Genomic DNA, 26,678 nt, shown 5'->3' with positions numbered 1-26,678 from the left:
CAGGCAGAGTTATAGGTAGAGCCGGGTGGTATAGCCGTGAAATCCGCGGAAAAAAGCCATCGACCGCTCGCTGTTGAGAATGCGCAGACAGCCTCGAGCACAAGCCCTGGAGATGGATTTCATCTCGATCCGCCGCTGCATTCACGCCACCGCTGGAAATCTAAAGGCGCTATGGCAAAGCAAGCACGCGTGGCGCGGCGCAAATTCATCGCACCTGGGGAATCGGACGCTGCGGCCGAGCGGCTGCTCTATGTCTGCGACGACCAGCCCGGGTTGCGCCGATATCGCCGCGGCAAAGGTTTCATCTATCTGGATGCGCGCGGCCGACGGGTGACGCGCGAGGAAGTGCTCGCGCGCATTCGCGCCTTGGCGATACCGCCCGCCTATGAGGACGTATGGATCTGCGCACATCCGCGCGGCCATCTTCAGGCCACCGGCAGGGATGCCAGGGGCCGCAAGCAGTATCGCTACCATCCTCGCTGGCGCCGCGTAAGAGACGACCGGAAGTTCGCGCATATCGAAGCGTTCGGCGCGGCGCTTCCGCGCATCCGGCGCAGGGTTCGCGCCGACCTTGCCTTGCCGGGATGGCCCAGGGATAAAGTGCTCGCCCTGGTGGTGCGGCTGCTCGACACGACACTGATTCGCATCGGCAACGAATCGTATGCCAGCGAGAACGGGAGCTACGGCTTGACCACGCTGCGCTCGCATCACCTCCATGCGGAGCGCGGACGCTTGCGGCTCAGTTTCCGCTCCAAGAGCGGACGCAGAAGCGAGATCGAGCTCAACGATAGGCGGCTGGTGCGCCTGCTATCGCGCATCCAGCAATTGCCCGGGCAGAGGCTGTTCCAGTATGTCGATGACGACGGCAAGCGGCAGGCCGTGGACTCGGGCATGGTCAACGAATATCTGCGACAGGCCGGCGGCGACGATTTCACTGCAAAAGATTTCCGCACCTGGGCAGGCACGGTGCACGCCATCGGCCTGCTCAGTCGCACGCCGTTGCCGCCGCATGCATCGAAACTGGCGCGGCAGCAGGCGATGAACGAGGTGATCAAGCAGGTCGCCTGCATGTTGCGCAACACGCCGAGCGTCTGCCGGGCGTCCTATATCCATCCCAGCGCATTCACCGGCTGGGAGGACGGCAGCCTGCTCCGGCTCGCGCCGGCACTGGCGACCCATCGGCCGCGCCAGCTCGAAGCGGCGGTATTGCGTTACCTCAGGCGGCGGTGAGCCCTGCGGCCATGGCGAGGCTAGCGCTGCAGCCGGGCCAGCGAGCGCGCGATATTCGCTCGCGCGGCCTGCTCGAACCGGCGATGGAACATCGCCGTGACGTAGATGGCGGGTCGATCCAGGAAAGCCTGCAGGATGCGCGCCCGGCCCGCCTTGTAGATCGGGCCGGGCGCCCAGCGATACTCGCGGCGTATCTGCGCTTCGTAAGCATCGAATCGCTCGGGCGCCGCGCCGAGGATGGCCAGGTCGATATCCACCAGGATGCTTTCGTCATGCCGCTGCACGGGCGCATCGTGCCGGGTGGCCATGACCAGCGCGTGCATCCGCGCGATCGATGTTTCGGCCACCCCGGCGGTGCGGGCGACTTCGACCAGCCAGTCTGCGCTGGCCGCTTCGTTGCCGGAACGAAGGGGCTCGTAGATCGCATCGTGGAACCACAGGGCCAGCGCCACTTCGTCCGGATGCTCGCATTGGCTGCGTGCTCCGGCGAGCAGGGAGAGACAGTGCTCCAAGTGTTCGCGCGTGTGATAGGCGCGATGCGGTTCGTCGTAGCGCTGGCGCAACTGGTCGAAGGCCTGGCGAGGCGCGGTTGTCACGCCGAGGCCGGCCCAGGTCGCCTCCCAGTATCGAAGATCGGCGCTGACGCGAGCGTCCGGCAACGCATTGTCCGTGAGCGGTCGCGCTTTCATCGCTGCCCTCCTTTCGATTTTTGCCGCACGGTCTTCTTGCCGGCGACTGCATGCCCTGCCACCGGCAGTTCCGCGGCGACGTAACGCTCGACCCACGCGGCGGCCATATCGGCGGCAAAACCGGTCGGCACCAGCGTTCGCGCATTGCTCGCCAGGACAAACACACCCTCGACGAAGGCGAGGAGGCCGGCGGCGAACGCATCCAGCTTGTGCACCCGCTTGCCGCATTCCAGCAGGTAGGCCCGCAGCAGCCGGCGGATCAGCGCGATCTCCTGCCGTACGGCACGCTGGTAGATCTCGCGCACGTCCGGCTCGCGTACGGCTTCGGCGCCGATCATCACCCAGGCGGCCACCGCATCCGGATTGGCATCGCTGCCGTAGGCCAGGCGCGCGTCGATGTAGGCGCGCAGGCGTTCGCGGGCATTGGCGGCGACGGCGGCGCGCGCCTGGAAGCGCGAGGCGGCATAGGCGCCCAGCTGTTCGACCAGGGTCACCAGGATCTCGCGCTTGTCGCGGAAGTGATAGTGGACCAGTCCGGGGGCAAGGCCGGATGCGCTGGCGATCGCCTGGATGGTGGCCCCGGTATAGCCCTGGGCGGCGATGGTCCTGAGCAGGCCGTCGACGATCTGCTGCCGGCGCAGCTCGGTATTGGGTTTGCGTGGCATGGGCGCCCTCCGTTTCTTGGTTATACACCCAAATATTCCTTGATCGCGAGTATGCGGAGGAGTAGCGTGGCGATTAATTGGTCATGCAACCAAGAACGAGGGCGCCATGGAAGCGATCAGTACCGTGTCGGATCTGGAAGCACCGGGTATCCACGATGACCCGCGATCGCGCGCCATCGAATATCCCCTGCCCCGCTCGCTCGGCAACTGCATCCTCATCGCGGACTTTCTCTCGGCGACCGAATGCAAGGCGTTGATCGCCCAAGCCGAGGCGCGAGGATTCGCGAGCGCCGAATCGGACTACCCGCCTTCGTACCGCAACAACGATCGCCAGGTCCTCGACGACCCGGCGCTGGCGGAGCGATTGCTGCGCCGCCTCAACGAAGTGTGCCAAGGCGGCGCTGAAAACCTGCTCGATGCCGACCAGCGCACCGGTTGGCGCCTGCAAGGCGTCAACGAACGGCTCCGGCTGTGCCGATACCGCCCTGGCCAGCAGTTCCGCATCCACCAGGACGGTGTGCACCATCGCGGACCGGATTGCCGCTCCATGCTCACCTTCATGGTGTACCTGACGGACGGCAACGAGTTCGAGGGCGGCGATACCTTGTTCTATGGCGCCGGCCCGGCGCACGGAGAAAGCGCGGACGACATCGTCGCCCGTGTACGCCCCAGGGCCGGCAGCCTGATCCTGTTCGACCACGGCGTGTGGCATGCCGGCGCAACGGTGACGCGAGGAACCAAGTACATACTGCGCAGCGACCTGCTTTTTCATCGCACGCAAGGCGAGGATGCGGAGCCCATCGCAACAGCACATCACCAGGGCTATATCTGGGCACTCGCCACGCTGGCCGGCGGAGGCCTGGCCAGCGGCGGTCGCGACGGCAACATCCGTCTCTGGAAAGCGGACGGCACCGCGATCCGCACGCTGACCGGCCATGGCCAGTCCGTGCTCGGGCTCGCCGACATCGGCAACGGCCTGCTCGCGTCGATCTCGCGCGACCGGACCCTGCGCTTCTGGGCAACCGCTTCCGGCCGGTGCCTCAAGACCGTGACCGCACACCGCGCCGCCGCGCTGTCGATCGCACGGCTGTCGGATCGGCTGATCGCCACCGGCGGCGCCGACCACTCCATCCAGCTCTGGTCTGCGCAAGGAGAACGCCTGCGCATGCTCGAAGGCCACCAAGGCTGGGTCTGGGGCCTGGCCGCCTTGGCGGACGACCTCCTCGCCAGCGCGTCGGAAGACGGCAGCCTGCGCATCTGGGATCTGCAACGCGACCAGTGCATCGCCAGGCGGCAGACGCCACACCCCATGAGGACCATCGATGCCCACCCGGAAGCTCTGGCCACCGGCGATGCCAACGGCAACGTCAGGCTATGGGCGTTCGACGGGGAACGGCTGGTGGAAACGGCGTCCTTTACAGCCCATGCCGCCGCCGTGCGCCGGGTGCGCTTCCTGCGCGACGGACGACTGGCCACCTGCGGAGAGGACAACTGCCTGCGCATCTGGGACATACCATCCCTGGCGCTGCTGCACGAAGATCAACGCATCAATTTCGTCACCGATGTGGTCGAGCTCCAGGGAGGCGCCACGGTCAGCTGCGGATACGACGGCGAACTCGTCTGGTCGTGAGTCCGCCGTCGGGGTCGCCTCGATCGTTCAGGACCCGCCCTTCGACATCGAGGGCGGCACATCGTGCGGATCAGCCCCCCAGGCCTTGTTCGGCTGCGGCCCCATCGTAAGCACCAGCCTGGCGCCCTTGGCGATATCGGCGTGGCTCAACCAGGGCTTTGTCCATGGCTTGCCGTCGAGCGTGGCCGACTGGATGTAGAGGTTCTGCGCCGAGTTGTTGCGCGCGACGATCTCGAACACCTTGCCGTTGCCCATGCGCAGGCGCACCCGGTCGAAGATCGGACTGCCGAGGATGTAGTCGGGACTCGACGGATCGACCGGATAGAAGCCCATCGCGCTCAGCACATACCACGACGAGGTCGAGCCCTGGTCGTCCATGCCCGGAAAGCCGTAGCCGCTCGCATCGCTGCCGTACAGCTCGGCCAGGATGCGCCGCACCAGCGCCTGCGTCTTCCACGGCTGACCGCTCCAGGCATAGAGATAGGCCGCCTGCTGGTCCGGCTGGTTGCCCTGCACGTATTGGCCGATCAGGCCGGTGCAATCGCGGCAGACGCCTTTCGGCTGGTAAGGCGTTGAAAAGAACGCGTCGAGCTTGGCATTGAACGCATCGCGTCCGCCGAGCAGGCCGACCAGGCCCTGCACGTCGTGCGGCACCAGCCATAGCGTGGACCAGCCCGAGGCTTCCTTCATCATGAAGTTGTAGTACGGCTCGCCCGGATCGAACGGCGCGATCCACTGGCCATCTTCCCTGCGCCCGCGGACGAAACCCACGGAGGGATCGAATACGTTGCGGTAGTTCGCGGCGCGGCGCAGGAACATCTGCGCGTCGTCCGTCTTGCCGAGCCGCTGCGCGACGTCGGCCAGCGCGTGATCGTCCCAGGCATATTCGAGCGTGGTGGCCGCGCCGGCCTTGCCGCCGGCATACGGTGGACTGGGATTTTCCGCAGGAACGATGTCGGAGATCCAGCCGTTCTTCATGTACTCGGCCAGATAGCCGCGCGGCCCATTGGGATCGGTCGCGTTCTTGCGCAGGTAGGTGTAGGCGCCGGCATAGTCGAACGGAATGCCGCGCCGCCATGCGCCGTCATACAGCAAGACCGCATGGTCGCCATGGAACGAGGTATTCATGTAGCCGCGCTCACGCGCCATATCGAGCTCGGAGCGCATGATGTCCTGCACCACCTGCGGCTCCAGCAGCATCAGCAGCACGATCTGGTTGCGGCCCGTATCCCAGAAGGGCACCGGCCCGTAATGATCGTAGTCCGCCACCTGGTCGCGCCCGTCGGCGCCGGTGTAGTGCTCGCCCTTGCGGGCGATCATCCGCGGGCTGGCGAAGGAGTGATAGAGCGTCGAATAGAACAGCATGCGCTGCCTGGCCGTGCCGCCGGTCACTTCCACGCGATCGAACAGTTCCGCCCAGCGGGCGCGCGCCTTCACGTGCGCGCGATCGAAGTCGGTGTCGCTGTCCTGCGCACGAAGCCGCTGCTGGGCTTCCGCGGCGCTGTGGCCATGAGCGATACGCACCACCACCTGGTCGCCCGCCTTGGTGTCGTAGGTGACGTAGGCCCCGGCATAGTCGCCCGAAACGTTCCGGCGCCCCGCCTTCACGTCTTCGCGGCCCAGACCCTCGCCCTTCGCGGTGACCTCCGCATGGAAGGTGCCGAACGCCGTGAATGGCCGCGAGAACTCGGCGACGAAGTAAGGACCATCGGTGTCCCGGTCGCGGCGGCCGGCCGTGGCGATACCGCGGATCGTGCGGTCGTCCACCACTTCCACCTCGCCGCCGGCGCGGCGAAGGTTGAGGACCACGTTCGACCGGTGGCTTTCCGGGAACGTGAAGCGCATCAGGCTGGTCCACTGCGTGGCCGTCAACTCGGCCTTCGTGCGGAACGTGGCCAGGTCTACGGCGTAGTAACCGGGCGATGCCCGCTCCGTGGCCTTGTCGTAGTACGACGCCATGTAGTCCGGCGGTACGGTCCAGTCGCCCACCACGGGCATGACGATGGGTGCGCCGCGGGCACCATAGGTCGAACCGCCGCCGCTGAAACCGAACATGGTGGGGCGCCGGTAGTCGTAGGCCACGGGCACGCCGGTGGCAAAGCTCAGGTCGGCATTGATATTGACCGGCGCGGCTTCGGTGGCGCTCTGCGGCAAGCTGGCGCCTGGCGTGGTCATGCCGGTGTAGGTGGGCTCGCCGGGCGGTGGCGCATTGCCGAGCAGGGCCTGGTTGTCGAGCGGGGCGGTTCCGACCAGGGGGTTGGCGATGTCCACCGGCGCCGTGGAGGGAGTCGCATGCGGGTGCTCCTGCGCCGGTGCAGCCGTCGCTGAAGTCAAGGCGAGCACCGACAGCGCAGCCGCGACGGCACGATGGGGAAAGCGTGCCATGAGGGTATTCATGCGGTTTTCCTTCTCGAAAAGAAGAAGGGGCCGGGTAATGCACCCGGCCCCGTCGTTTCTTCTTACTTGTTGCTGTCTCCACCGAACTTGTAGGTCACGCCCAGGTAGTACTGGCGGCCCGGATACATCAACTGGACCAGGCGCGCGCGCGTGTCGCCGCCCAGGTAGGTGTGCGGCGTTGCCTTGTTGAAGTTGATGATCGACGCGGTGACCATGAAGTGCTTGTTGATCTCGTAGTCGCCGTTCAGGTCGATCTGGTGATACGGCTGCGCGTAGATCGGCAAACCCGCGGTCAGGCCCTGCATCGTGCGGCCCGTCCAGTTCTCGCTGGCGCGCAGCAGCAGGCCGTTCTTTTCGTAGAACAGCGAGACATTCGCCGCGTACTTCGCGCTGCCGATCAGCTCGGCCTTGCCCACCTGCGTATCTCCCAGCGTCACTGCGGTTTCATTGGTCTTGTTGAGCGTGTAGTTGGCGATATAGCCGAAGCCCGAGTCCCAGGTGTGCTGCGCGTAGAACTCAATGCCCTTCGACGTGCCGGAGCGGCCGTTGGCATTGGTGCTGTACTGGCGGAAGTTGGTCTGGGTACCGCCCACGTTCACGTCGATGTTGTTGACGGTGACCGGGACGACGAAGTTCTTCACCTTCTTCTGGAACAGGTCGATGCCGACGACGCCGTGGGGGGCGTAGTACCACTCGCCGGCGAGGTCGAACTGGGTCGCCGTGAAGGGCTTCAGGTCGGCATTGGCGCCGGAACCGTACCAACCCGGCAGTGGCGCGCCGAACTGCTTGCGGTCGTTGTAGTAGTCCTGCGTGTTGTTGGTGAGCTGGCCGAGCTGGGCCAGGTCGGTGTAGTTGGCGCGGGCCAACGCCTGCGAGCCGGCGGCGCGCAGGACGAACTGATCGGCGATCGTCCACGCGACGTTGAAGCTCGGCAGGAGCTTGTTGTAGCGCTTGTTGGTGGTCGAGTTGGTGAAGGCTTCCACCACCGCCACTTCGCGCGGCAGGTACTGGAAGTCGCCCGGCGCGCACTTGCCGCCACCCGCGTTCACGCCCGAGGCCGGGCAGATCAGGATGTTGCCGGCGGCATCGTGGTAGTACACCGCATTGTTGGTGGTGACCTGGTTGGCGACCGTGAGGTCCTGCTTGGTGGAAACGAAGCGCAAGCCGACGTTGCCGCGTACGGTGCCCGTGTCGAAGTTCGCCTGCACGTAGGCGGCGGCGATCTTCTCGCCGATCGACGACTTGTTCTGCGGCTTGTTGTAGATCACCCGGTCATAGGTCGAATTGAGGTGGTTGTAGTACGCCGGGAAATTGATCGCCGGGAAGATGCTGTCCTCGTAGGCGTGGTTCGCGCCATTGAGGTAATTCGGCAACAGGAAGCTGGCCGGCAGCTGGCCCGCGGTCGGATCGCAGGTCTGGAACTGCGAGGTGGTGCCCTTGCAGTACCAGCGCACTTCGTTGCTCTGCTGCTCGGCATTGGCGTCGCTGTACTTCGCGCCGAACTGCAGCGACTGCAGCCACGAGGACTCGAACGCCCAGGTGAAGTCCGCCTGCGCGAAGTTCTGCGAGGTGCGGGTATTCACCATGTTGGAGCCGGTCGAACCCAGGTCGACCTGGCCGGCGCCGGCCAGCATGTTCTGCAGCACCGACTGGTCGGCGACGATGCCCGGCTTGCCGCTGAAGGTCCATGCCGCCCCGGTGCTGCCGTCCACCCACTGGCCATTGACGAAATTGCGCGGCTTGGCCGCCATGCCCAGTTCGATGGAGGGACCGCCCTTCGCCCAGGTCCGGCCGACGTTGAACGAGCCGCTGAGGCTGCCGCCGTTATCCCATTCGCCTTCCAGGTTGAGGGTCTGCGAGGTGGCCTTCTCGACCGAGTAATTGCCGTTGAGCCACGGGATTTCCGTCGAGCACACGTCCACCGCCTGGCGGGCGGCGCCGGTGACCGGGTTCACCGCAGCGTTGCAACCGACGCCCGCAGGCGGCAGCACGTAGTTGGCCCCGTTGACGACCGTGCCGGACTTGTCGAAGCTCAGGCCGTTGGGCGCGAGCAGACGGCCGTTCTGGTCGGCGTAGTTGCTGTTATTGGGCAGACCCCACTCGGGAATTTCCAGGGTGTTGGTGATCTGGGTCTGCTGGCGCTGGAAGCGGAAGTAGTTGCCGGTCAGCAGGAAGTGGTCGCTCGGCTTGAACTGCATCGTGGCCTGGGCGCCCTTGGTCTTCAGGGTCAGGTCGTTGCGGCTGGTGGCGAACTGCTGCGGCATCCAGAAGCCGTTGGAGACATGCCCCGCCTGGTCGACGACGCCATTGCCCCACAGGTCGATGTTGTTATTGACCGCGGATGGGTACGGCCGGCCGTTGACGTCCACCGGCGGCTGGGTGCAAGTGACGTGGTCCGTGCAGTTATCCGACCACCAGTGCCAGCTCGTGGCATCGGCTTCATAGGTGGTCGCCTGACGCTTCTGGTAGGAGCCCGCGACGAGGACGCCGAAGGTTTCGTCCTTGTTCTTCCACGACCACAGTGCGGAGGCCTGCGGTTCCGTCTTCGAGCTGGTGTCGGAGCTCGCGGCGGTGCCGGAGATGAAGCCTTCGTTCGCATCCATCTCCAGCGGACGGCGCGTGCGCAGGTCGACGTTGCCGCCGATGCCGCCTTCGTCCAGGCGCGCTTCAAGGCTCTTGTAGAGCTTGATGTCCGAGAACATATTGGCCGGGAACAAGGTGTAGTTGAACGAACGCGAGAGGCCCGCCGACGTGTCGGCCGACGCCACGTAGTTGCCGTTCAACTGGGTCAGCGTCAGCTCGGGCGCGAGGCCACGGATGCTGACGGTCTTGCCTTCACCCGACTCGCGGCTGATCACCACGCCGGGCACATGCGCCAGGGCATCGGCGATGTTCTTGGCGGGAAACTGCGCGATGTTCTGCGCATTGATCACTTCGACGATCGAATTGGAATCGCGCTTGTCCTGCATGTTCTGGTCGACCGACTGGCGGAAGCTCGTGACGACGACGGTCTGCAAGGTCGTGGGGTTGTTGGCCTCCCCATTCTTTCCCTTGGTGTCCTTCTTCTCCTGCGCGCCATCGGTGGCCTGCGGCGGCGGCGCGGCGGTCGCCGGGCTCGCGGCGGGCCCGGTCGCCTGCGCGGCAAGGGCCGCAGCGGGCATGCCCAGACAGCCGCCGAGCGACAAGGTCGCCAGGGCGAGGGCGGAGTACAGCGGTTTACGCGTCAACATGTGTGGCAGGTAAGTCATGTCTCTCGGTTCCCCTACGTGATATGCGCCGTCATGGATTCGGCGCGGTGATCCCCCGTTTGATCACATGCCTGGTATGCGCAATGGGTGGCGGCGTTCTCCCTGAGCTCGAATTGGATCGATCAAAACTTTTCTGAATACCGGCGGGCACGAAGCTCGACGGGGCTGTGCTTCAACGTGCGGGATGTGCGATTGCGGAGCGCGCGGCCTGCTGCCGCCGAAGCGAGGGAGCCGCGCGGCGAACACGTGCATGGCCGCACCGGCCGTCGGCCGATGCGATGACGCCGGCCGTGCGGCCAGGCATGCGATGGCGGGCGACTTCAGGTTTCATGCGACGGCCTCCCGTTCTTCTGCACCTGTCGCGGGAAGCGGCCGCTGCCGGACGGCGCATGACGCGCGCATCCATGGCTCCCCTCCCCGTCCACTCAAGTCATTCCGGGCCAGCGCTGTGCGACCGGATTGAAATAACTTGAATTAGATCGATCTAAATCCCCTGCCGCCAAATTAAGGCGCTGAACGCGTGACCTGTCACGCTGCGCCGCAAAAAGTCCCGTCTTACATCCGAGGGATTTCGCGTCGTTTAGACGTCCAAATGTGAGCGGTGTCCGCTTCTATGCACGGCCATGCCTGTCCCGGCGTGACATTCCAGACTTGCGCTTAATGACCCGAGGTCCTGAGCCGCATCGAGCGTCAGGACTTCGGGCCGCCGGTGCTTACCGGTCGCGCTTCAGAAGCGCACCGACATGGAGGCCGTCAGATCCTGGTCGACGAAACGCTGGCTGCCGGCCTGACCGGTGTAGCTGAGCGAGAACACCGCATTGGGTGCCAGGGTGAAATCCAGGCCGGCGTCGAGCACGCCGACGTTACGGCTCACCACCAGCCCGCGCACGTCGTAGGCACGCCCGCCGGCCCGGAACGCCAGCGCATGCGCGACGTCCACGTCGCCCATCGCGTGGCGCCAGCCCAGGCCGGCGCGCGCATTCACTGCCACGCTGCCGAGCTGGAAACGGTCGGCCACGAAACGCAGGCCCAGGGTGGAATACGTCACGTCGGCTTCGTGGCTGCTGCCGGCGAGCGCGGCGGTGCCACCGGATTCGCGGAACGATTCGAAATCCTGCTTCACCCGCGCCAGTTGCAGATAGGGTTGCCACGAACTGGCGCCCCAGCGCAGACCATAGGCGAGTTCGGCGAAGGCCTGCGCGGTATGTCCGTAGTAGTCGGTGCCCAGATGAGCGGCAGCCAGCCCAGGCACCTGCACCGACCGATCCGTCCAGATGTCATGGCGCACATAGGCCGCGCCGAGCTTGAGCGTAAGTGCATCCCACTGCGTGCCGGCATACGCGCCGTAGGTGGTGTCGTGCGTCGTTGCGGTGGAGTCGCGGCTGTCCGCGTCGATGCGCGAGTGGTCATAGCCGAACAACAGGCCCACGCGCCAACGATCGCCGAAGATCAGTGTGTCGACGCCACCCATCACGCCGCCCATGCTGCGCGAGACCGCACCGGCATTGCCGTTATTGCCCTGGTGGCTCCAGCCGCCGGCGGCCTGCGCCCACAGATGGCTGCCGTCGGCGCAGCCTGCCGCACAGGAAAGCCGGGCGAAAACTGCGTCCCGGGCAAAATGGCTGTCGTCGATCATCTGCGTGGCGACCGCGGCGTGGATCTCGCCTGAAAGACGGTCGTATCCGGCGCGCGCAGCCGCCAGGTCAGCCGGCCATTGGCCCTGCAGCGACGTCCGCAGCGCATTGCCCGCCGGCAGAGACTGCAGCGCATTGGCGACCGCGACCTGATTGGCGGAGCCTGAAGCGGGGAATGGCTGGCTCTGCGCGAAGGCGGCCGAAAACGGCGTGGCCGCGGCGATTGCGGCGCCGATCGCGAGCAGGTATCCGGTGCGGCGAGCGGCGGGAGGCATGGGCGGCTGGCCGTGCGGGGCATCGGTCTGCGGCGCGCAAGGAATGCGATGGCGGATGGTCATGCGTCGCTCTCGAAGATCGCCACCAGGCGTGGCAACCGCCGAGTATCCCTACCGCGCCGCAAAATTATGTGTGCATGAGGCCGCGACGATCGGCCACGTGCGGCTGCACACATTTCAGGTTATGGACCTGTACAGATATCGGCACCTGCACCACTGTGAGCATGCAGCTCGCCATGCAACTCATGCGCTATGCCAAAGCCTCTTCGAGCAGCCATGTCCTGAACGCCATCAGGCGTGCAAGCGCGGCGGATTCCGCGCGGTAGACGACGTGGTAGGCCAATGGCGAAGCAAAAGTGACTTCCGGAAACAACCGGACCAGCCGCCCGGCCACCAGGTCGTCGTGCGCCATGACGCTGCGTGCCAGCGCGATGCCATGTCCTTCGATCGCGGCCTGCAGTACCGCAGCGGAGTTGTTGATCTGCATGCCGCGAGCGGCGGCGACCATCGGCGCGCCTGCCTTCCGCAGCCACGCCTCCCAGGTGGGAAACCCGCTGTGGCTGTCCATCGACAAGTCGTGGATCAGCGTTACTCCGGCCAGGTCGCGAGGTTTCTTCACACGCGGGTGCCCCCTCGCCCACGCCGGCGAGCACACCGGATAGACCTCTTCGTCCATCAGCTTGTCCGCGACCAGTCCCGGCCAGCTGCCAGTGCCGTAACGCACGCCGATATCGATCCGCTGCGCCAGGAAATCCACCGGCTTGAGGTTGGTATCCAGGCGCACGTCGGTATCCGGCCAGGCGAGCTGGAAACTTTCGATGCGCGGCAACAGCCATTTCGCGGCGAACGCCGGGCTGACGGCCACGGTGAGCACGCCACTGGTCGAGCCTTCCTGCAGGCGCTCCATGCCGACGGCCAACCTGTCGAAGCCTGCGCGGATATCGGGCAATGCGCGTTCGGCGGCTTCGGTGGGAACGAGTCGCGCCTTGCCGCTGGAGCCGCGATGGAACAGCGGCGTCCCTAGCCAATCCTCCAGCGTGCGTACCAGCTGGCCGACGGCAGCCGGAGTGACGTGAAGCTCGTCGGCCGCCGCGGAAAAGCTCTGGTGGCGGGCGCTGGCCTCGAATGCGCGCAGTGCGTTCAGGTGAACCGGCGACTTCATAGCGGCATAGATTTTCTTTCGGTGAGCAGCAGTTTATCTCGTTTGTCAGCGCATGGAGACCGGCGAAGAATCTTCCGCATATCGGTAGCTATCCGCTGCTCAGGTCGGGCCGCGCAACCGCTTCGCATAGATAGTTTTTCTTCCAACGCACCGCCTGCGGGCGGGCCGAGAGGTTTTCGCCATGAGCAAGGCATTCAAAGACAAGAAGCTGCTGGTCGTCGGCGGCACCAGCGGCATGGGCCTGCAGACGGCGCGCATGGTGCTCGCCGAAGGCGGCAGCGCCGTCATCGTCGGCCAGCGCGCCGACAAGACCGAAGAGGCGCGCGCGCAACTGGCCGCCCTGGGCCAGGTCGAGGCCCTGACGGCGAACCTGTCCAGCGACGCAGGACTGGCCGCTCTGCTCCACGCCATCGATGCGCAGCACCGCGACATCGATTTGCTGGTCAATGCCGCAGGCGTGTTCTTCCCCAAGTCTTTCCTGGAACACCAGCCGGCGGACTACGACCAGTACATGCAACTCAACAAGGCGTTCTTCTTCATCACGCAGAAGGTCGCGACGCACATGATCGACGCTGGCCGCACCGGCGCCATCGTCAACATCGGCTCGATGTGGGCGAAGCAGGCCATCGCAGCCACGCCGTCGTCGGCATATTCGATGGCCAAGGCCGGCCTGCATGCGCTGACCCAGCACCTGGCGATGGAGCTGGCGCCGAAGCATATCCGCGTCAATGCCGTGTCGCCCGCCGTGGTGCAGACGCCGATCTATGAAGGCTTCATTCCGAAGGCCGAAGTGCACAGCGCCTTGCAAGGCTTCAACAGCTTCCACCCGATCGGCCGCGTCGGCACGCCGCAGGATGTCGCCGAAGCGATCGTGTTCCTGCTGTCGGACAAGGCCAGCTGGGTCACCGGCGCGATCTGGGATGTCGACGGCGGCGTGATGGCCGGACGCAACTGAGTCAGCACGAAACGCAACCGGGCGGGAGCGCCACGATGAAAGACACCTACCGCGCCATGCAGATCGCCGCGTCGGGAGTGCTCGAGCTGGTCGAGCGCCCCACGCCCGTACCGCAACATGGCGAAGTGCTGATCGAAGTCGAAGCCTGCGGTATCTGCGGCGCGGATGCGGCGGACATCGAGCGCGCAAATCCCGCTACCCGGCCGCCGCGCGTGCCCGGCCATGAAGTGGTCGGCCGCATCGCCGCGCTCGGCCCGGGCACGCCGTCAACCTGGAAGCTCGGGCAACGCGTCGGTGTGGGCCGCCTCGGCGGCCATTGCAACCAATGCGACGAATGCCGCCGCGGGCAATTCCAGCTTTGCCGCGACCAGCCGGTGCTCGGCGCCACCTGCGATGGCGGCTATGCCGAAATGATGGTGGCGCGCAGTACCGGCCTGGTGTCGATTCCCGACGAACTGCGCGCCGAGGAAGCCGCGCCCATCCTGTGCGCCGGCATCGCCACCTTCAATGCGTTGAAGAAATGCGGCGCCGAAGCCGGCGACCTCGTCGCGGTAGTCGGCGTGGGCGGGCTCGGGCACATGGCCTTGCAGTACGCCAGACGCATGGGATTCAAGGTCGCTGCCATCGGCCGTGGCCAGGACATCGCCGGGGATGCCCTCGCCCTGGGCGCGCATGTCTATATCGACACGAACGAGCAGGACGCCGGGGCCAGGCTGAAAGACCTGGGCGGCGCCCAGGCGATCATCACCACCATCGCGCACGCCGCCACCGTGTCCGCACTCGTCGCCGGACTGGCGCCGCAGGGACGGCTGGTCGTGCTGGGTGTCGGCGCCGAGCCGCTGTCGATCCCGCTGGGCCAGCTCGTCGCCGGCGAGCGGAGCATCCTGGGCTCCATCACCGGAACGCCCTACGAGAACGAGAAGACGCTGGAGTTCAGCGTGCTGGCCGGCGTGCGCGCCATGATCGAGACCATGCCGCTGGAACGGGCGCCCGACGCCTATCGGCGCATGAAGCGTGGCGAAGCGAAGTTCCGCATGGTGCTGACCATGGAGCAAGCGAACCGCCCCCATTGAAGAGATGCCGCCCACCTGACGACCTCGCCGTCAGGCTTTCATAACAGATCATCCATCTCGTACAGCGGCCGGATCTCGATCTCGCTCGGCCCCGGCATCGGATTGGGACAGCGCTTGACCCAGGCGACCGCCTCTTCCATGTCCTTGACCTCCCACAGCCAGAAACCGGCGACCAGTTCCTTGGTCTCGGCAAACGGCCCGTCGATGACCATGCGCCCGGCGCCGTCGAAGGCCACGCGCTTGCCCTGCGAGGACGGCGTCAGGCCATCGGCCGCGCGCAGGATGCCGGCCTTGGCCAGCTCATCGTTGAAGCGGCCCATCGCTTCGAGCATGTCCATGTTCTCGGGCGTGGGGACGAAACCCTTTTCGCTGTCCTCGGTGGCTTTCACCAGCACCATGACGCGCATCGCTGCTCTCCTGATCTGACCGGACGTTTCCGGCCTGTACCGATATGACGAACGGGCGAACCGGGAATCGACACCAACTTTCAGACGCCCGGCGAGCACCGCGATCTTTTCCCGTTTGGAAAAGCTTGTTTCCCGGCGCGCCGGCTTCTCCCGGCCGATGGCGAACCTTAGCGTAGCCGCCTCCTGAGGAGTTCCCATGCACGCACATCGCTCATCCATTCGCCGCCTGGCTTTGATGGTCGGCCTCTTGCTCACCGCGCCAGCCTTCGCCGACGCGTCCGGCGCCGGACTGGCCCAGCCCGGGAAGCTGGTCATCGACCGAAGCCTGCCGCGGGCGATCGCCGAAGCCAACGCACTGGCCGCGCGGCGCTATGACACGTTCTGGGACACCGGCGACGAAGCGCTGGCACGCCAGGCGCTGTCGCCCCGCTTCATCGATCGCACGCTACCGCCCGGCCGCATGCAAGGCGTGGAAGGACCGCTGCAGGCATCGAGGCAATTCCGCCTGGCGGTGCCGGATCTTCATTGCGAAGTCGAGCAGATGCTGGTCGTGGGCGATCGCGTGGTAGCGCACCTGCGCTTCACCGGCCATTTCAAGGGTTCGTTCCAGGGCGTCCAGGGCAAGGGTCAGACCGTGAACTTCATCGCGACCGACATCTATCGCGTGGTGGACGGAAAGATTGCCGAGAACTGGCACCTGGAAGACAACTACACCCTGCTCGCGCAACTGGGCGTCGTCCATTGACCGGCACGCAATACGCCAGTTCTCATCCGCCAACGACGCATGGCGCCGGTGCAGGCTAGACTCCCGGCTCGCTGCGGCCAACACCATCGACGTCATCGACATGAAGCCACCCAAGTATTCCCTGCCGGAAATCGAGCGGCGCTGGCTGGTCCCCGATACTGGCCTGGCCCAACTGGCGAGCCGTCCTTATCGAATCATCGAAGACGTCTACGTCGCGGGCACCCTGTTGCGCCTTCGCGTCGTCCGGGAACCGGACGGCGAGACGATCTACAAGCTCTGCAAGAAGTACGGCCGGCACGATGCGCTGGCCAATCCGATCACCAATATCTATCTGACCGAAGAAGAGCACCTGGTGCTGAGCGCATTGCCCGGCGCGTGCGTGCGCAAGCGTCGCCATGCCATGCCGGAGGGAGCGATCGACGTCTACCCTGCACCGCTCTCGCTGGCGATCTTCGAGATGGAGTTCGATTCCGGGCAGGCGGCGGCGAACTACATCCCGCCGGGCTTTGCCGGCGCGGAGATCACCGACGACATCGCTTACGCCGGCGACGCGCTTGCCCTGCGCTTTGCGCAGGCGCGCAGCTAGCAACTGCATACGGCGCGCCGCGAACAGGCGTCCGCGGCGCGCAGCCCTGCGATCAGAGCCCGGTCGCGATGTCGATGACGACACCGCTGGAAACCAGCGTGAGATAGAACTGGCCGCCATCCGCGCGCACCCAGCGATAGCCGGGCTCCGGGCGGCGCAGGTGGTAGTGCTCGTAGTCGGTCACGTAGTACGTGCGGCTGTAGTAGCGATCCGGCAGGCGCTCGCCCTTCTTGTACCAGCCGTTATGCCTGCCGTTGTCGTGCCGGCCTTCGTCCTTGGGATTGTGGCCACGGCCGTGGCCCGGGCCGTCGTCGTCATCCCACTGGCTGTCGTTGCCACGGCCATGGCCATGACCATGGCCATCCTGCGGGGAAGCGAAGGCCACACCGCCGCCGGCCAGCAGGACTGCCGCAAGGGCAAGAGAGAGAAGGCGTTTCATGTCGGTTCCCCAGTGAGCTATCGAAAGGTGCGGCGCGCGGGCTGCGCGAGCCGTGCGCCACGTTAGCCAGCGAAGTGCAACCACGGATAAATCATGCGCCAGGCGTCACGTGCACGGAAGCTGCGGTCTTCCTTAGCGTCTCCTTAGGAAGTAAGCCTGAAGCAAGAAAAAGGCTTGAAATTCGTGATGCACAACACGCGCTCGGGGAATGCTTGACTCGCAGCTGAAGCGTTCCATGCGATTTGCTGAACTTCGCAGGATTCGCGGCCTTTTCTTGTTTCCTCCGCTCAGCCAGTATCCGCCGCCGAGGCCGTCCGGCCAGCAGTTTTTTGCTGCGCCGCCACGTGACAGGTGCGGAGCCCATCTGCCGCTTTCGCAGCGGTACCTCGCGAGGAATTCATCCACACATCCGTTGCCAGGGCGAACCATGAAAAAATATTTCCTCGCGTTTTCGGTGTTGAGCGCCGCCATCGGCCTGGGCCTTGCCGGCGGTGCCGCCGCCCAGACCGCCACGACCACGACGACGACCACCACGACCACCACCACGGTGGAATCCACCCGCCTCACCACCTCGTACACCACGTTCGCCGGATCCGGCAGCAATGCGCAGGCGCTGGTTACCGGCCTGCGCGGCGGCACCTCGGTGGTGCTGGTGACACCGGCAACGGCGACCGCGCCGGCGGTGCAGACCACCTTCACGCCGGCCACCGGTCCGATGGGCTGGGGCAACGTCAACATCGCGCTGGCGCTCGCGCAGGCCGAGCTGACCAAGGCTGGCATCACCAACCCGACCGCGGCCGACCTGCAGGCCGCGCTCAATGGCGGCACCATCACCACCGCGACCGGCACCGTGCAGCTTTCCGGCGTGCTCGCCGCGCGCGCATCCGGCGAAGGCTGGGGGCAGATCGCCAAGTCGCTCGGCTTCAAGGTCGGCGAGGTGATGGGCCAGGCCAAGGCGCATGGCCCGCTGCCTTCCAGCGACGACATCGCGCACGGGCCGAAGACGGACAAGGCCGACAAGCTCGCGAAGGCCGACAAGGCTGATAAAGCCGATAAGGCCGATAAGGTGGCGAAGGCCGACCGCCCCGACAAGCCCGACCATGTGGCCAAGCCGGATCGCCCCGAGAAGCCCGAGCGCCCCGACAAGCCGGAACACGGTCGCTGAGCCGACACGGTAATCACAAGAAAACGAGGAGGCCCGCACAGGGCCTCCTTTTTGCTGCTGCCCCAAGGAAACAGACATGAAGCTGAAGAACGCAAGCACGCTCGCCGCCCTCGGCGTGCTGGGCCTGATGGCCCAGGCGGCGCACGCCGACGAAGCGCCCACCATGAAGATCGGAGCGGGCGTGGACTACACCTCCGGCAAGTACGGCACCTCCGAGACCACCGACATCACCCAGGTGCCGGTCTCGTTCGGCTACGACACCGGCGACTGGTCGCTGAAGCTGGTCGTGCCCTATATCCGCGTATCCGGTCCGGACAACGTGATTCCGGGCGTGGGCCCGGTGAAGAACGGCAACCCGAACGGACGTGGCAAGGGCAAAGGCAAGGGCCAGTCCGGCGCCACGACTACCGACACCGCCACGACCGGTTCGGCCTCGGGCCTGGGCGACGTCATCGCTTCCGCCACCTACTCCGCTTATCGCAACGACGCCGCCAACTTCGGCATCGATCTCACCGGCAAGGTGAAGTTCGGCACCGCCGACGAAGACAAGGGCCTGGGCACGGGCAAGAACGACTACACCGCCGCGGTGGACCTGTACAAAGGCTTCGGCCGCTGGACCGTCTTCGGCGGCGCCAGCTACACCTGGCTGGGCAGTTCCGAGTACATCCGCCTCAACAATGTGTTCGGCGCCAACCTCGGTCTCGGCTACAAGATCGACAACCAGAGCAGCATCGGCGCGTACTACGACTATCGCGAGAAGGCATCGGACACGAGCTTCTCGCGCAGCGAAGTGACCGGCTACTACTCGTACAAGTTCGCCAGCCAGTGGAAAGCCCAGGTGTATGCCAGCAAGGGCTTCACCGACGGCAGCCCGGACTGGGGTGTGGGCGCGTCGGTGGTGTATTCGTTCTGAGCACGGACGGCTCCCCCGGCATCGGGGGAGCCGTATCGAAGAAGGTCTCGCCGGAGCGCCTTCTCCGAAGACTCGACTAGGGCAGCTTTGTCCAGATCACGTCATGCCCTTCACGCCGTGAGGCAAAACCGGTGATCCTGCCCTGCCCGTCGCGCTGGAAAACGAAGCGCTTGCGTGGCTGTCCCTTGAGAAACAGCACGTCGGCGACCTCGGCCAGCAGCGGCTGCACCGGGCCGCCTTCGACACCGCCCAGCAGGACGCCTTGTTCGATCCGCACCACGTAGCGCAGATCCGGCGCGGCCTGGTAATGCCCGACATATTGGGCAAGCGTGGCCGCTGGCAGCGGGATTGCCGGCGGGTCGTCGTTGACCACGTAGACATGCGCCGAGGCAAGCTTCCATTCGTTGCGTTCGAATCGCCAGGTTTCGGTCATCAGGTAATGCGCGAGCAGTGCCTGGCCGTGGAACATCTCGCGCTCTTCGTCCTGATGGATGACGAAGGCGCTGTCGCCATGCCGTTGCACGCGATAGCCGGTGATCGCGATGGAACCGGTGACGCCGCGCGGAAGCGGCACCAGGGTCTTGAGGAAGGTGGGGCGATCCATGATCGTCCCGTTCTCGTCGACGTAGATGGCATCGTCGGTCAAGGTGCGTTCCCACAGCGCACGATTGCCGGGGGCGATGGCGTCAAGCAGGGCCTGGTCCCTGGCGCGCAGCGTGGTTTCGAGCGGAGTCGTGACCGGGCCGGACAAGGCCATGGCGAATATGAAAGTCATCATTCGGACAGTCTCGCGTCGTTCCGCTGCGCGGTCTTGAACGAATGTGACCGGCCACGCCACGCCGCCGGCGGTGCGCCGGTCAGGCGGCTCACCGCACGCGTCATGTGGGCCTGGTCGGCGAATCCGCCATCGGCGGCAATCGCGGCCAGGGATGCGCGCTCGCCGGTGATGCGCAACCACGCGGCACGGGCGCGCCACTCGGCACGGAAGCGAGCGGGCGATACGCCATACAGGCGGCTGAAACCGCGCGATACCGTCTCGCGCGCGATGCCGATCCGAACCGCCCATGCGCCGATCGCGACCGCATGGGGCTGCATCAAGGCACGGGCGAGCGCGTCGGCCTGATCTTCCATCAATGCCGGCGCCGGCTGGCTGCAGGCAAGATGTTCGCGCAGGGCCGCCGCTGCCTCGACCACATCGCGCTCGGCCAATCGCGCGAGCATGTCCACGTCGCAGCCGGCATGGACGCCGCCACAGGTTTCATCGCGCGGCCACGGAAGCCGAAGCACGGTCAATCCGGCGCTGAGCATGCGATCCGCGTGGGCATCGAGGGTCGGTTGGACCAGCACGTCCCCTGCCCCGATGCGCATGCGCCCGGCATAGCTGCATTGTTCGAACGAGCCGCGCAGCAGCACGGTGGCGTAGGCCGCGCCATGCTGATGCCTGGGCAAGGCATAGCCCGGCGCGAGGCGCTCGATCCCCAGGCGTGCCTGGCGGAAACCGGGTGAGTTCGTCATGCGGAAAGGCCTCGTGCGTTCCGCCGCTCTATAGCAACCAACCCATGCGACAGGAAGTGCGGATCGTTCAGTCGCTGCCGGGCTCGAGGACCTGCCGGCCCGGCCGCCGCGGTGGGCCGCGTTCTGGCGGCATGGCAATCGCCTATGCCATTCTCGCGCAGAGACAGCCTGCTGTTACGCGACATTACCCATACCCTGCGGCGCCCACCCCGCGCAGCGCTCGACATGCGGTTCGGGCAACCGTTCCGATACGCGCGAACGGCGCATGACGGAGACACCAGTGGCCCGTAGAAAAACGACTTCGATCGCGTGGCCGGGCACACCGTTGCCGCGCGCGTTCTTCGACCGCCCTTCCACCCTGCTGGCGCCCCTGCTGCTCAACAAGATCCTCGCCGCGGCGGACGGCCGCGCTGGCCGCATCGTGGAAGTGGAAGCCTATGCGGGCGCCGTCGATCCCGCCGCGCACACTTATCGCGGCAAGACGGCGCGCAACGCGACCATGTTCGGTCCGCCCGGACATCTGTATGTTTACTTCACCTACGGCATGCACTGGTGCGCCAACTGCGTCGCCGGACCGGAAGGCGCCGGTGGCGCCGTGCTGATCCGCGCCCTGGAACCTCTGCATGGATTGGCGCAGATGCGCGCCGCGCGACCGCGTGCGTCAGTGGATCGCGATCTGTGCCGCGGGCCGGCTCGGCTGACGCAGGCAATGGGCATCAGCGGCGCGCAGGATGGCATCGACCTGGTGGCGGCGCTGGAAGGCTTCACCGTCGTCGACGACGGGACGGCTCCGCCGGGCGATCCGCAGGTCGGGCCACGCATCGGCATCAGCGTCGCGAAGGACTTTCCATGGCGATGGTGCGTGCCAGGCAATCGCCATGTCTCCGGCAGCGCCACGCTCCGCTCCTGCGCGCGCACGAGGCAGGAATGAAATCTTGCGTTCGAAACGTTCGAAACGACGCGCAAGGCCAACTCACGTTTCCATCACGACGCACCGACGAAACCGACGGCGCGCAGGCGTGACACCTGCCTGCAACGAAGATAGCCGCACCGCTTCACAGAATCCGTTCCGGCGCGCCCGCTAGATTCGCTGCGCCAAAGCTGCGGCCGCATGGAAGCCGTGCCGGGCATCGCCGATGCCGCCCTCCATGCGCGCCCGATTCGCGGGCGCGCCGTTCCCGACGAGCGATCTCGTCCCGCACGGGCGCCCTATCCGCGCGTGGCATCGACCATGCGCTCACTAGGGAGGGAAGAGACGTGCGACGTTTGATAGCTATCCTGATCCTCGGCCTGGCCTGCGCCATGGCCCATGCAGCCACTGGTGTGGCGCTGGTGCATGGCACCGGCAAGCAGACCGACGCGGCGAACGACTACTGGCAGTCGGCCATGGTCGAAGGCGTGCGCAATGGTTTGACCGACAAGCAGAACCTGCTGGTCGTCAACTGCGACTTCGAGCAATACATGTGGGACAACCGCGCGGCCGGTTGCCTCGCGCAACAGCTCACCGACTTCATCAATGCGCGCAACATCGATCGCCTGATCGTCATCACGCATTCCAACGGCGGCAATGTGATGCGCTGGATTCTTTCCAATCCGACCTACGACGCGCGCTATCCGAACATCATCCGCCGCATCGTACGGGTGAATGCCATCGCGCCGTCCAGCGCCGGCACGCCGCTGGCCGACGCGGTGATCAACGGCAACGTGTTCGAGTCCGCGCTGGGCTGGCTGCTCGGCTACCAGAACGACGCGGTGCGCATGCAGCAGGTGAGCTGGATGGCCACCTACAACCAGCAGAACCTGCTGGGCACGGCCGGCCGGCCCGCCCTGCCCGTCACGTTCCGCAGCGTGGTCGGCACCGACGTGACCTCGGCGGTCTGGGACGGCGACAGCTACTGCGGCGGCTATGCACAGAGCGTGGGCCTGGAAATCACGCAGAACTGGCTGGACAGCTGCTCGGACGGCTTCATCAACTGCAGCAGCTCCTCGGCCGCGGGCAGCGTGTGGTTCCGCGATACGCAACGCACCGGCGGCGGCGCGGTGCTGAATCACAACCAGAGCCGGCGTGCCTGCTTCGGCCTGGAATCCATTCTCGCCAACGACCTCAAGGGATAAGCCGCCATGCGCATTCGACCGTTGATGCTGGCGCTGCTCGCCGGCACCCTGCCCGTTTCCGCCATCGCCGCCACGCAGAACCTGCTGCCCGCGCAATCCGACGATCTCGTACCCACCCTGGTCCATGCACGCATGGCCAGTCCGACCGCTACGGTATCGAACCGGCTCGCGCCCGCCGCGCCGCAGGTGCACGAGGAGCGGCAACCGATCCAGGTGAGCTGGGCGCTCAATGCCGCGCAGCCGCTGGAAGCAACACCGCAACCGACGCGCCGCGAAAGCCGCGAATACTGGCGCGAGGTAAGCGACACCGAACTGCAACGCGGCATCGAGCTCTCGACCACCGCACCGGGCGCGATCATCCGGCTCAGCCCCGGCCGGGGCGGCACGCGCATCCAGCCGGCCGACCTGCGCGTGCGCGTCGGCAACCGCCAGTTCGAAGGCGCTGCGGCCATGCGCCATGTCGCCGATACCGAGCAGCTCCAGGCCGCGGGCATGGAGGCCACCGACGCCTCGATGGCCTTGCAGCTGCGCGCCGACCTGGGCGCCGGCCGCACCACGCTGCAGGCGCCGAAAGCGCACGGGCGCTACGTCGTCTATGTCTACGAACCGCAAAGCCCGCTGGTGGTGGAAGCCCGCGCCAACCGTGCCGAGCTGCTGCTCGGCGGCAACCTGCAGGTGTCATTGAATCTGCGCGACAACGCCAGGCAGCGTGCACTGGGCGGAGCCACTGGCGTGCTGCGCTCGCCGGATGGCAACACCACGCCGCTGAGCTTCCAGCGGCAGGCCGACGGCAGCTTCGTCGCCACGGCCAGCCCGACGCAGCAGTCCGGCCTGCCCGGCCTGTGGGAAGTGCAAAGCACGGTCACCGGCACCGATGCCGGCGGACGCGAAGTCCGGCGTAACGTCAACACCGCGTTCGCGGTGGCGGTGCCCGACGCGCGCTTCACCGGCAGCGCCGAACCGAAGCGAGCGAGCGACGGCGGCATCGATATCGCGCTCGGCGTCGATGTCCGCAGCGGCAGCCGCTACGCGGCCTCGGCTGTGCTCTACGGCCGCGGCGCGGATGGCCGTGCGCAGCCGGTTGCCTATGCTCAATCGGCCGCCTGGCTGGAAAACGGCAGCGGCGAATTGCGCCTGCACTTCGATCCGGCCAGCCTGCAAGGCGCGGCGCCGCCATATGAGTTGCGAGATCTGCGCCTGCAGGACCAGCCCGCGGTGGGCCTGGTCGAACGCAGGGCCCAGGCCCTGCGCTTCTCGCTGTAATCCGCGAAAGGCCGGGAATGGACAGTCCATTCCCGGCTACGCCCGTGCTTGTGCAGCTACACGGCGTCGCGACGCGCGATGGTGTCAGCGTCGTCGAACGCCACCTGCGTCTGCAGCAATACCTGGTAGATGCGCCGGCCTTTTTCAATCAGGCCTTGCTGCTTGTAGTCGAGGATGCGGTAACCCGTCTCGTCCAGGATCAGCTCGGACATCGTCAGCTCATGCTGATGCAACACACTGAAGCCGCGCATGATCTGCCCGGTGGTGTAGCGGCCGCAGGCGTCGTACTCCGTGGCGATCATCGGCGAACACGACACCACGGCATGGAGCAGGTCGAAGATCACGGCGATATTAGCGAAGGACATGGCACCGCCCTCCGTCCGTTCGTGAGGAGCCGCGCTCGCGTCGCTCGCCGTGGCCGCGCATGACGCCGGCCTTCGGCGTGGCTTCGCTGAAACCAGGAGAAACCAGCAGCGTCTGCCGCAACAGGCGATGCATGCCTCGCCCATCCTCATCCGCGCCATGCTCGAACGAAATGACGCTGTCCCTACCGGGGACGAAGCTCACCACGGGCGGCTTGATCAATCGCTCGCGCCACAGCATGCACAGGCAGGAGAGCACTTCGGAACGGGTGTACTTCCCGTCGTACTGGGCCACATCGAGCTGGCCCCGCGCAATGGCGGCACCTAGCAGATCGTAAACAAGAAGAATATCCGCGTATGGCATGAAGAAAGACCCCTAAGGAGTCGAGCAAGCCTAGGAAGGGGCTCTTTCCTTACCTACAGGAAATTTCTCATCCACAGCTGACCTGAAGTTGCATGTATTTACCCTGGAATAGTCGAGTCAGAGTTACTCGCCGGATTATTCTTGTTAGTGGCATCGACGCGAAGAGTGATCCTGTCGGTTCGGGGCGAATGCCCTATCGACGATTGCTCCCGAAGGAATGCCGCTCATGCTCCCATCCATCATCTCGCTGGCTTCGATCTTCAGTGCCAGCCCTGGCGTATGGATGCTGTTGCCTCCGGCAGATGCCGCTCAGCGCTGGAGCGCCAAGATGCTGACGACCTCTCATGCCGAAGATCTTGGGCTGGCGTTCTGCCTTGCCTTGCTGATTCCGACCGCGGTCATGCTGGCGCGCGCCGTCAGGCAATCGCTCCGGCGGCACCGGCGTACGCCATCACACTGGACTGAAGATCGGTGAACCAGGCATCCCGAGAGTTCGCTCCGGGAGATTGACGGGAAAGTGCGCGGCGCCCGACGCGTTGGGCGATAACGTGGGAGCCATCGGAATAGATCGCGATGCGCACAAAAAAAGATCCTCCCCACCGGCCATCCGTCACCCGACGAACCCAGGGGTGGTAGATCGCGTGCAGCAGATGGTTAGGTCCATCCGGTGGGGAGGAAAGCGAGGATCGACTGTCGTCAGAACGAACGAGCCGCTCAGCCCCTGTACGTTAGCGATCCTTTCCGAGACCGAACACCGGATAAATCCAATAGGATTGATGGGCCAGCGATGGGCGCGACAAGACGGACGCACAATCATCTCCCACGCGATTCGCGATTCGCGATTCGCGCTTCCGTCGAGCTAACAGGCGATTACGCTGCTGGATGTCGTCGCGCGACTGCGGTCGCCGCATAGACCGCTTCGATAATTCCCGCGGCGCAGTCATACCAGACAGATCGACCCCGTCGCGATCAGGTCAGACGGAATCCCACGCCGTAACGCGTTCGGGCGCACATTTTTCGCAGCACATGCGGGACGACTGGACTTTTCCAGTAGGGAGAGGAGGCCGCGCAGGCCTAAGTTCGGCTCCAGACCTCAGATATTCCCATCGGATACACACGATGCCCTCGGCCAGCCATCCCGAACGCGCTCCATCTCTGCTCAGGACGTCAACTGATGGCTGCGGGCGTATTCGTACAGCTCCGCATCGCTCTTCAAGCCGAGCTTGCGCTTGGCGGAAATCTTGGTCCAGCTCACCGTCTTGACCGTCCGATGCAGGGCCTGGCTGACTTCCGTCGGGGAAAGGCCGCTGGCCAGCATGCGCACCACTTCCATTTCGCGTGCCGTGAGCCGTGCCGCGGTGGTGCTTTCCTTGGCGGTGAAACCCTGCTCTTCGAGATTGCGGCGAAGCTTGTCGCTCAGGTAGACGGTGCCCTTGGCCGCCGAACGTATGGCCACGGGAAGTTCGCCCATTTCAGCGCCCTTTTCCACGATGCCTCGCACGCCTTCGCCCAGAATGGAGCGCAACACGCCGATGTTGGACATATTGGTGAGTACGACGATGGGAAGCTCCGGATATTTCCGCCGGATCAATCCCAACATCGCCAGGCCATCGGCATGGCCCTCGCCGGGCATGGCGAAGTCCGTCACTAGCACATCACATTCCGTGCTGGACAGGATCAGCAGCAATTCCTGAGGATTGCGCGCTTCGCCGACGACAGTGGTACCGCCCTGCTCGATCAGCATGCGGCTCCCTAGAAGGACGATGGGGTGGTCATCCGCCAGCACGACACGTATCGTCATAGGTCCCTCGGGGGCGTCGTCTCAGATCAGAAGAGTCTTTAGGAT

Annotated in this window: 25 protein-coding genes; 12 read left to right on the top strand and 13 right to left on the bottom strand. The window is 65.6% G+C overall.

Features of this window, described 5'->3' with window-relative positions; genetic code table 11:
* Window positions 1-189: 189 nt before the first annotated feature.
* The gene (locus BM172_RS06285) at window positions 190-1,230 is read left to right on the top strand and encodes a DNA topoisomerase IB (RefSeq protein WP_051549067.1); all 1,041 of its coding nucleotides are present in this window, start codon (window positions 190-192) and stop codon (window positions 1,228-1,230) included.
* Between the two features lie 20 nt (window positions 1,231-1,250).
* On the opposite strand, the gene BM172_RS06280 is transcribed toward BM172_RS06285, so the two are convergent.
* Together BM172_RS06280 and BM172_RS06275 are read right to left on the bottom strand one after the other, a co-directional pair.
* Window positions 1,251-1,919, bottom strand: coding sequence for an HD domain-containing protein (locus BM172_RS06280; protein ID WP_051548884.1), 669 nt, complete (start codon window positions 1,917-1,919; stop codon window positions 1,251-1,253).
* Complete coding sequence (locus BM172_RS06275; protein WP_081805227.1) at window positions 1,916-2,584, bottom strand: TetR/AcrR family transcriptional regulator; 669 nt, start codon at window positions 2,582-2,584, stop codon at window positions 1,916-1,918. Before BM172_RS06275 ends, BM172_RS06280 begins: the two co-directional genes overlap by 4 nt.
* A 106-nt stretch (window positions 2,585-2,690) precedes the next feature.
* Between BM172_RS06275 and BM172_RS06270 the strand changes: the two genes are divergently transcribed.
* Window positions 2,691-4,214, top strand: coding sequence for a 2OG-Fe(II) oxygenase (locus BM172_RS06270; protein WP_051548882.1), 1,524 nt, complete (start codon window positions 2,691-2,693; stop codon window positions 4,212-4,214).
* Between the two features lie 27 nt (window positions 4,215-4,241).
* Here BM172_RS06270 and BM172_RS06265 read toward each other — a convergent pair whose 3' ends face one another.
* The 4 genes from BM172_RS06265 to gcvA all read right to left on the bottom strand — a co-directional run bounded on the left by BM172_RS06265 (window position 4,242) and on the right by gcvA (window position 12,930).
* A complete protein-coding gene (locus BM172_RS06265; protein ID WP_026636028.1) occupies window positions 4,242-6,611 on the bottom strand; it encodes a GH92 family glycosyl hydrolase in 2,370 nt (789 codons plus the stop codon).
* Between the two features lie 62 nt (window positions 6,612-6,673).
* The gene (locus BM172_RS06260; protein WP_026636027.1) at window positions 6,674-9,859 is read right to left on the bottom strand and encodes a TonB-dependent receptor; all 3,186 of its coding nucleotides are present in this window, start codon (window positions 9,857-9,859) and stop codon (window positions 6,674-6,676) included.
* A gap of 727 nt (window positions 9,860-10,586) precedes the next feature.
* Complete coding sequence (locus BM172_RS06255) at window positions 10,587-11,831, bottom strand: autotransporter outer membrane beta-barrel domain-containing protein (RefSeq protein WP_026636026.1); 1,245 nt, start codon at window positions 11,829-11,831, stop codon at window positions 10,587-10,589.
* 187 nt (window positions 11,832-12,018) lie between these two features.
* Window positions 12,019-12,930 carry a transcriptional regulator GcvA gene (gcvA, locus tag BM172_RS06250; RefSeq protein WP_026636025.1) on the bottom strand — a complete coding sequence of 304 codons (912 nt, stop codon included), beginning with the start codon at window positions 12,928-12,930 and terminating at the stop codon, window positions 12,019-12,021.
* Between the two features lie 181 nt (window positions 12,931-13,111).
* On the opposite strand from gcvA, the gene BM172_RS06245 reads away from it, so the two are divergent.
* Both BM172_RS06245 and BM172_RS06240 read left to right on the top strand, forming a co-directional pair.
* Window positions 13,112-13,885 carry an SDR family NAD(P)-dependent oxidoreductase gene (locus BM172_RS06245; RefSeq protein ID WP_026636024.1) on the top strand — a complete coding sequence of 258 codons (774 nt, stop codon included), beginning with the start codon at window positions 13,112-13,114 and terminating at the stop codon, window positions 13,883-13,885.
* Window positions 13,886-13,920: 35 nt separating this feature from the next.
* Window positions 13,921-14,958: an alcohol dehydrogenase catalytic domain-containing protein gene (locus tag BM172_RS06240; protein WP_026636023.1), complete on the top strand. Its 1,038-nt coding sequence runs from the start codon at window positions 13,921-13,923 to the stop codon at window positions 14,956-14,958.
* A 38-nt stretch (window positions 14,959-14,996) separates the two neighbouring features.
* Here BM172_RS06240 and BM172_RS06235 read toward each other — a convergent pair whose 3' ends face one another.
* A complete protein-coding gene (locus BM172_RS06235) occupies window positions 14,997-15,563 on the bottom strand; it encodes a YciI family protein (protein WP_331279775.1) in 567 nt (188 codons plus the stop codon).
* Between BM172_RS06235 and BM172_RS06230 the strand changes: the two genes are divergently transcribed.
* Window positions 15,562-16,110, top strand: coding sequence for an ester cyclase (locus tag BM172_RS06230; protein ID WP_026636021.1), 549 nt, complete (start codon window positions 15,562-15,564; stop codon window positions 16,108-16,110). The genes BM172_RS06235 and BM172_RS06230 overlap by 2 nt on opposite strands.
* 100 nt (window positions 16,111-16,210) lie before the next feature.
* Window positions 16,211-16,696 carry a CYTH domain-containing protein gene (locus tag BM172_RS06225; protein WP_035323738.1) on the top strand — a complete coding sequence of 162 codons (486 nt, stop codon included), beginning with the start codon at window positions 16,211-16,213 and terminating at the stop codon, window positions 16,694-16,696.
* A 52-nt stretch (window positions 16,697-16,748) separates the two neighbouring features.
* On the opposite strand, the gene BM172_RS06220 is transcribed toward BM172_RS06225, so the two are convergent.
* The gene (locus tag BM172_RS06220; RefSeq protein ID WP_026636019.1) at window positions 16,749-17,135 is read right to left on the bottom strand and encodes an RcnB family protein; all 387 of its coding nucleotides are present in this window, start codon (window positions 17,133-17,135) and stop codon (window positions 16,749-16,751) included.
* A 427-nt stretch (window positions 17,136-17,562) separates the two neighbouring features.
* On the opposite strand from BM172_RS06220, the gene BM172_RS06215 reads away from it, so the two are divergent.
* Both BM172_RS06215 and BM172_RS06210 read left to right on the top strand, forming a co-directional pair.
* Window positions 17,563-18,300, top strand: a complete 738-nt coding sequence (locus BM172_RS06215; protein WP_026636018.1) for a hypothetical protein — start codon at window positions 17,563-17,565, stop codon at window positions 18,298-18,300.
* 76 nt (window positions 18,301-18,376) lie between these two features.
* A complete protein-coding gene (locus BM172_RS06210) occupies window positions 18,377-19,213 on the top strand; it encodes a transporter (protein WP_026636017.1) in 837 nt (278 codons plus the stop codon).
* A 76-nt stretch (window positions 19,214-19,289) separates the two neighbouring features.
* Here the strand turns inward: BM172_RS06210 and BM172_RS06205 are convergent, their stop codons facing one another.
* A complete protein-coding gene (locus BM172_RS06205; RefSeq protein ID WP_177218792.1) occupies window positions 19,290-19,970 on the bottom strand; it encodes a nuclear transport factor 2 family protein in 681 nt (226 codons plus the stop codon).
* A gap of 17 nt (window positions 19,971-19,987) precedes the next feature.
* A complete protein-coding gene (locus tag BM172_RS06200) occupies window positions 19,988-20,662 on the bottom strand; it encodes a helix-turn-helix domain-containing protein (RefSeq protein ID WP_197022879.1) in 675 nt (224 codons plus the stop codon).
* A 331-nt stretch (window positions 20,663-20,993) separates the two neighbouring features.
* Here BM172_RS06200 and BM172_RS06195 point away from each other — a divergent pair, with 331 nt between their 5' ends.
* The 3 genes from BM172_RS06195 to BM172_RS06185 all read left to right on the top strand — a co-directional run bounded on the left by BM172_RS06195 (window position 20,994) and on the right by BM172_RS06185 (window position 24,106).
* On the top strand, window positions 20,994-21,659 hold the full coding sequence (locus tag BM172_RS06195; RefSeq protein WP_051548879.1) for a DNA-3-methyladenine glycosylase: 666 nt from the start codon (window positions 20,994-20,996) through the stop codon (window positions 21,657-21,659).
* A 371-nt stretch (window positions 21,660-22,030) separates the two neighbouring features.
* Window positions 22,031-22,843: an alpha/beta hydrolase family protein gene (locus BM172_RS06190; protein WP_051549058.1), complete on the top strand. Its 813-nt coding sequence runs from the start codon at window positions 22,031-22,033 to the stop codon at window positions 22,841-22,843.
* Window positions 22,844-22,849: 6 nt separating this feature from the next.
* Window positions 22,850-24,106: a DUF4785 domain-containing protein gene (locus BM172_RS06185; protein WP_231504226.1), complete on the top strand. Its 1,257-nt coding sequence runs from the start codon at window positions 22,850-22,852 to the stop codon at window positions 24,104-24,106.
* A 56-nt stretch (window positions 24,107-24,162) separates the two neighbouring features.
* Here BM172_RS06185 and BM172_RS06180 read toward each other — a convergent pair whose 3' ends face one another.
* Together BM172_RS06180 and BM172_RS06175 are read right to left on the bottom strand one after the other, a co-directional pair.
* On the bottom strand, window positions 24,163-24,471 hold the full coding sequence (locus BM172_RS06180; protein ID WP_026636011.1) for a hypothetical protein: 309 nt from the start codon (window positions 24,469-24,471) through the stop codon (window positions 24,163-24,165).
* Window positions 24,458-24,832 carry a hypothetical protein gene (locus tag BM172_RS06175; protein ID WP_026636010.1) on the bottom strand — a complete coding sequence of 125 codons (375 nt, stop codon included), beginning with the start codon at window positions 24,830-24,832 and terminating at the stop codon, window positions 24,458-24,460. Before BM172_RS06175 ends, BM172_RS06180 begins: the two co-directional genes overlap by 14 nt.
* Window positions 24,833-25,058: 226 nt before the next feature.
* On the opposite strand from BM172_RS06175, the gene BM172_RS06170 reads away from it, so the two are divergent.
* Complete coding sequence (locus BM172_RS06170; RefSeq protein ID WP_026636009.1) at window positions 25,059-25,307, top strand: hypothetical protein; 249 nt, start codon at window positions 25,059-25,061, stop codon at window positions 25,305-25,307.
* A gap of 684 nt (window positions 25,308-25,991) precedes the next feature.
* On the opposite strand, the gene BM172_RS06165 is transcribed toward BM172_RS06170, so the two are convergent.
* Entirely contained in the window at window positions 25,992-26,633 is a 642-nt protein-coding gene (locus tag BM172_RS06165) for a response regulator (RefSeq protein WP_026636008.1), read from the bottom strand.
* Window positions 26,634-26,678: the final 45 nt, after the last annotated feature.

Origin of the sequence: Dyella marensis (assembly GCF_900112865.1) — a bacterium.
GTDB classification, from domain to species: Bacteria; Pseudomonadota; Gammaproteobacteria; order Xanthomonadales; family Rhodanobacteraceae; genus Dyella_D; species Dyella_D marensis_A.
The sequence above is the reverse complement of the archived record's forward strand: the minus strand, read 5'-3'. Positions and strand labels throughout refer to the sequence as shown.

Coding starts and splice junctions, on each gene's coding strand:
- BM172_RS06280 (WP_051548884.1), bottom strand. CDS start 1,919: ATGAAAGCGCGACCGCTCACGGACAATGCGTTGCCGGACGCTCGCGTC.
- BM172_RS06275 (WP_081805227.1), bottom strand. CDS start 2,584: ATGCCACGCAAACCCAATACCGAGCTGCGCCGGCAGCAGATCGTCGAC.
- BM172_RS06270 (WP_051548882.1), top strand. CDS start 2,691: ATGGAAGCGATCAGTACCGTGTCGGATCTGGAAGCACCGGGTATCCAC.
- BM172_RS06265 (WP_026636028.1), bottom strand. CDS start 6,611: ATGAATACCCTCATGGCACGCTTTCCCCATCGTGCCGTCGCGGCTGCG.
- BM172_RS06260 (WP_026636027.1), bottom strand. CDS start 9,859: ATGACTTACCTGCCACACATGTTGACGCGTAAACCGCTGTACTCCGCC.
- BM172_RS06255 (WP_026636026.1), bottom strand. CDS start 11,831: ATGACCATCCGCCATCGCATTCCTTGCGCGCCGCAGACCGATGCCCCG.
- gcvA (WP_026636025.1), bottom strand. CDS start 12,930: ATGAAGTCGCCGGTTCACCTGAACGCACTGCGCGCATTCGAGGCCAGC.
- BM172_RS06245 (WP_026636024.1), top strand. CDS start 13,112: ATGAGCAAGGCATTCAAAGACAAGAAGCTGCTGGTCGTCGGCGGCACC.
- BM172_RS06240 (WP_026636023.1), top strand. CDS start 13,921: ATGAAAGACACCTACCGCGCCATGCAGATCGCCGCGTCGGGAGTGCTC.
- BM172_RS06230 (WP_026636021.1), top strand. CDS start 15,562: ATGCACGCACATCGCTCATCCATTCGCCGCCTGGCTTTGATGGTCGGC.
- BM172_RS06235 (WP_331279775.1), bottom strand. CDS start 15,563: ATGGGAACTCCTCAGGAGGCGGCTACGCTAAGGTTCGCCATCGGCCGG.
- BM172_RS06225 (WP_035323738.1), top strand. CDS start 16,211: ATGAAGCCACCCAAGTATTCCCTGCCGGAAATCGAGCGGCGCTGGCTG.
- BM172_RS06220 (WP_026636019.1), bottom strand. CDS start 17,135: ATGAAACGCCTTCTCTCTCTTGCCCTTGCGGCAGTCCTGCTGGCCGGC.
- BM172_RS06215 (WP_026636018.1), top strand. CDS start 17,563: ATGAAAAAATATTTCCTCGCGTTTTCGGTGTTGAGCGCCGCCATCGGC.
- BM172_RS06210 (WP_026636017.1), top strand. CDS start 18,377: ATGAAGCTGAAGAACGCAAGCACGCTCGCCGCCCTCGGCGTGCTGGGC.
- BM172_RS06205 (WP_177218792.1), bottom strand. CDS start 19,970: ATGGCCTTGTCCGGCCCGGTCACGACTCCGCTCGAAACCACGCTGCGC.
- BM172_RS06195 (WP_051548879.1), top strand. CDS start 20,994: ATGACGGAGACACCAGTGGCCCGTAGAAAAACGACTTCGATCGCGTGG.
- BM172_RS06190 (WP_051549058.1), top strand. CDS start 22,031: ATGGCCCATGCAGCCACTGGTGTGGCGCTGGTGCATGGCACCGGCAAG.
- BM172_RS06185 (WP_231504226.1), top strand. CDS start 22,850: ATGCGCATTCGACCGTTGATGCTGGCGCTGCTCGCCGGCACCCTGCCC.
- BM172_RS06180 (WP_026636011.1), bottom strand. CDS start 24,471: ATGTCCTTCGCTAATATCGCCGTGATCTTCGACCTGCTCCATGCCGTG.
- BM172_RS06175 (WP_026636010.1), bottom strand. CDS start 24,832: ATGCCATACGCGGATATTCTTCTTGTTTACGATCTGCTAGGTGCCGCC.
- BM172_RS06170 (WP_026636009.1), top strand. CDS start 25,059: ATGCTCCCATCCATCATCTCGCTGGCTTCGATCTTCAGTGCCAGCCCT.
- BM172_RS06165 (WP_026636008.1), bottom strand. CDS start 26,633: ATGACGATACGTGTCGTGCTGGCGGATGACCACCCCATCGTCCTTCTA.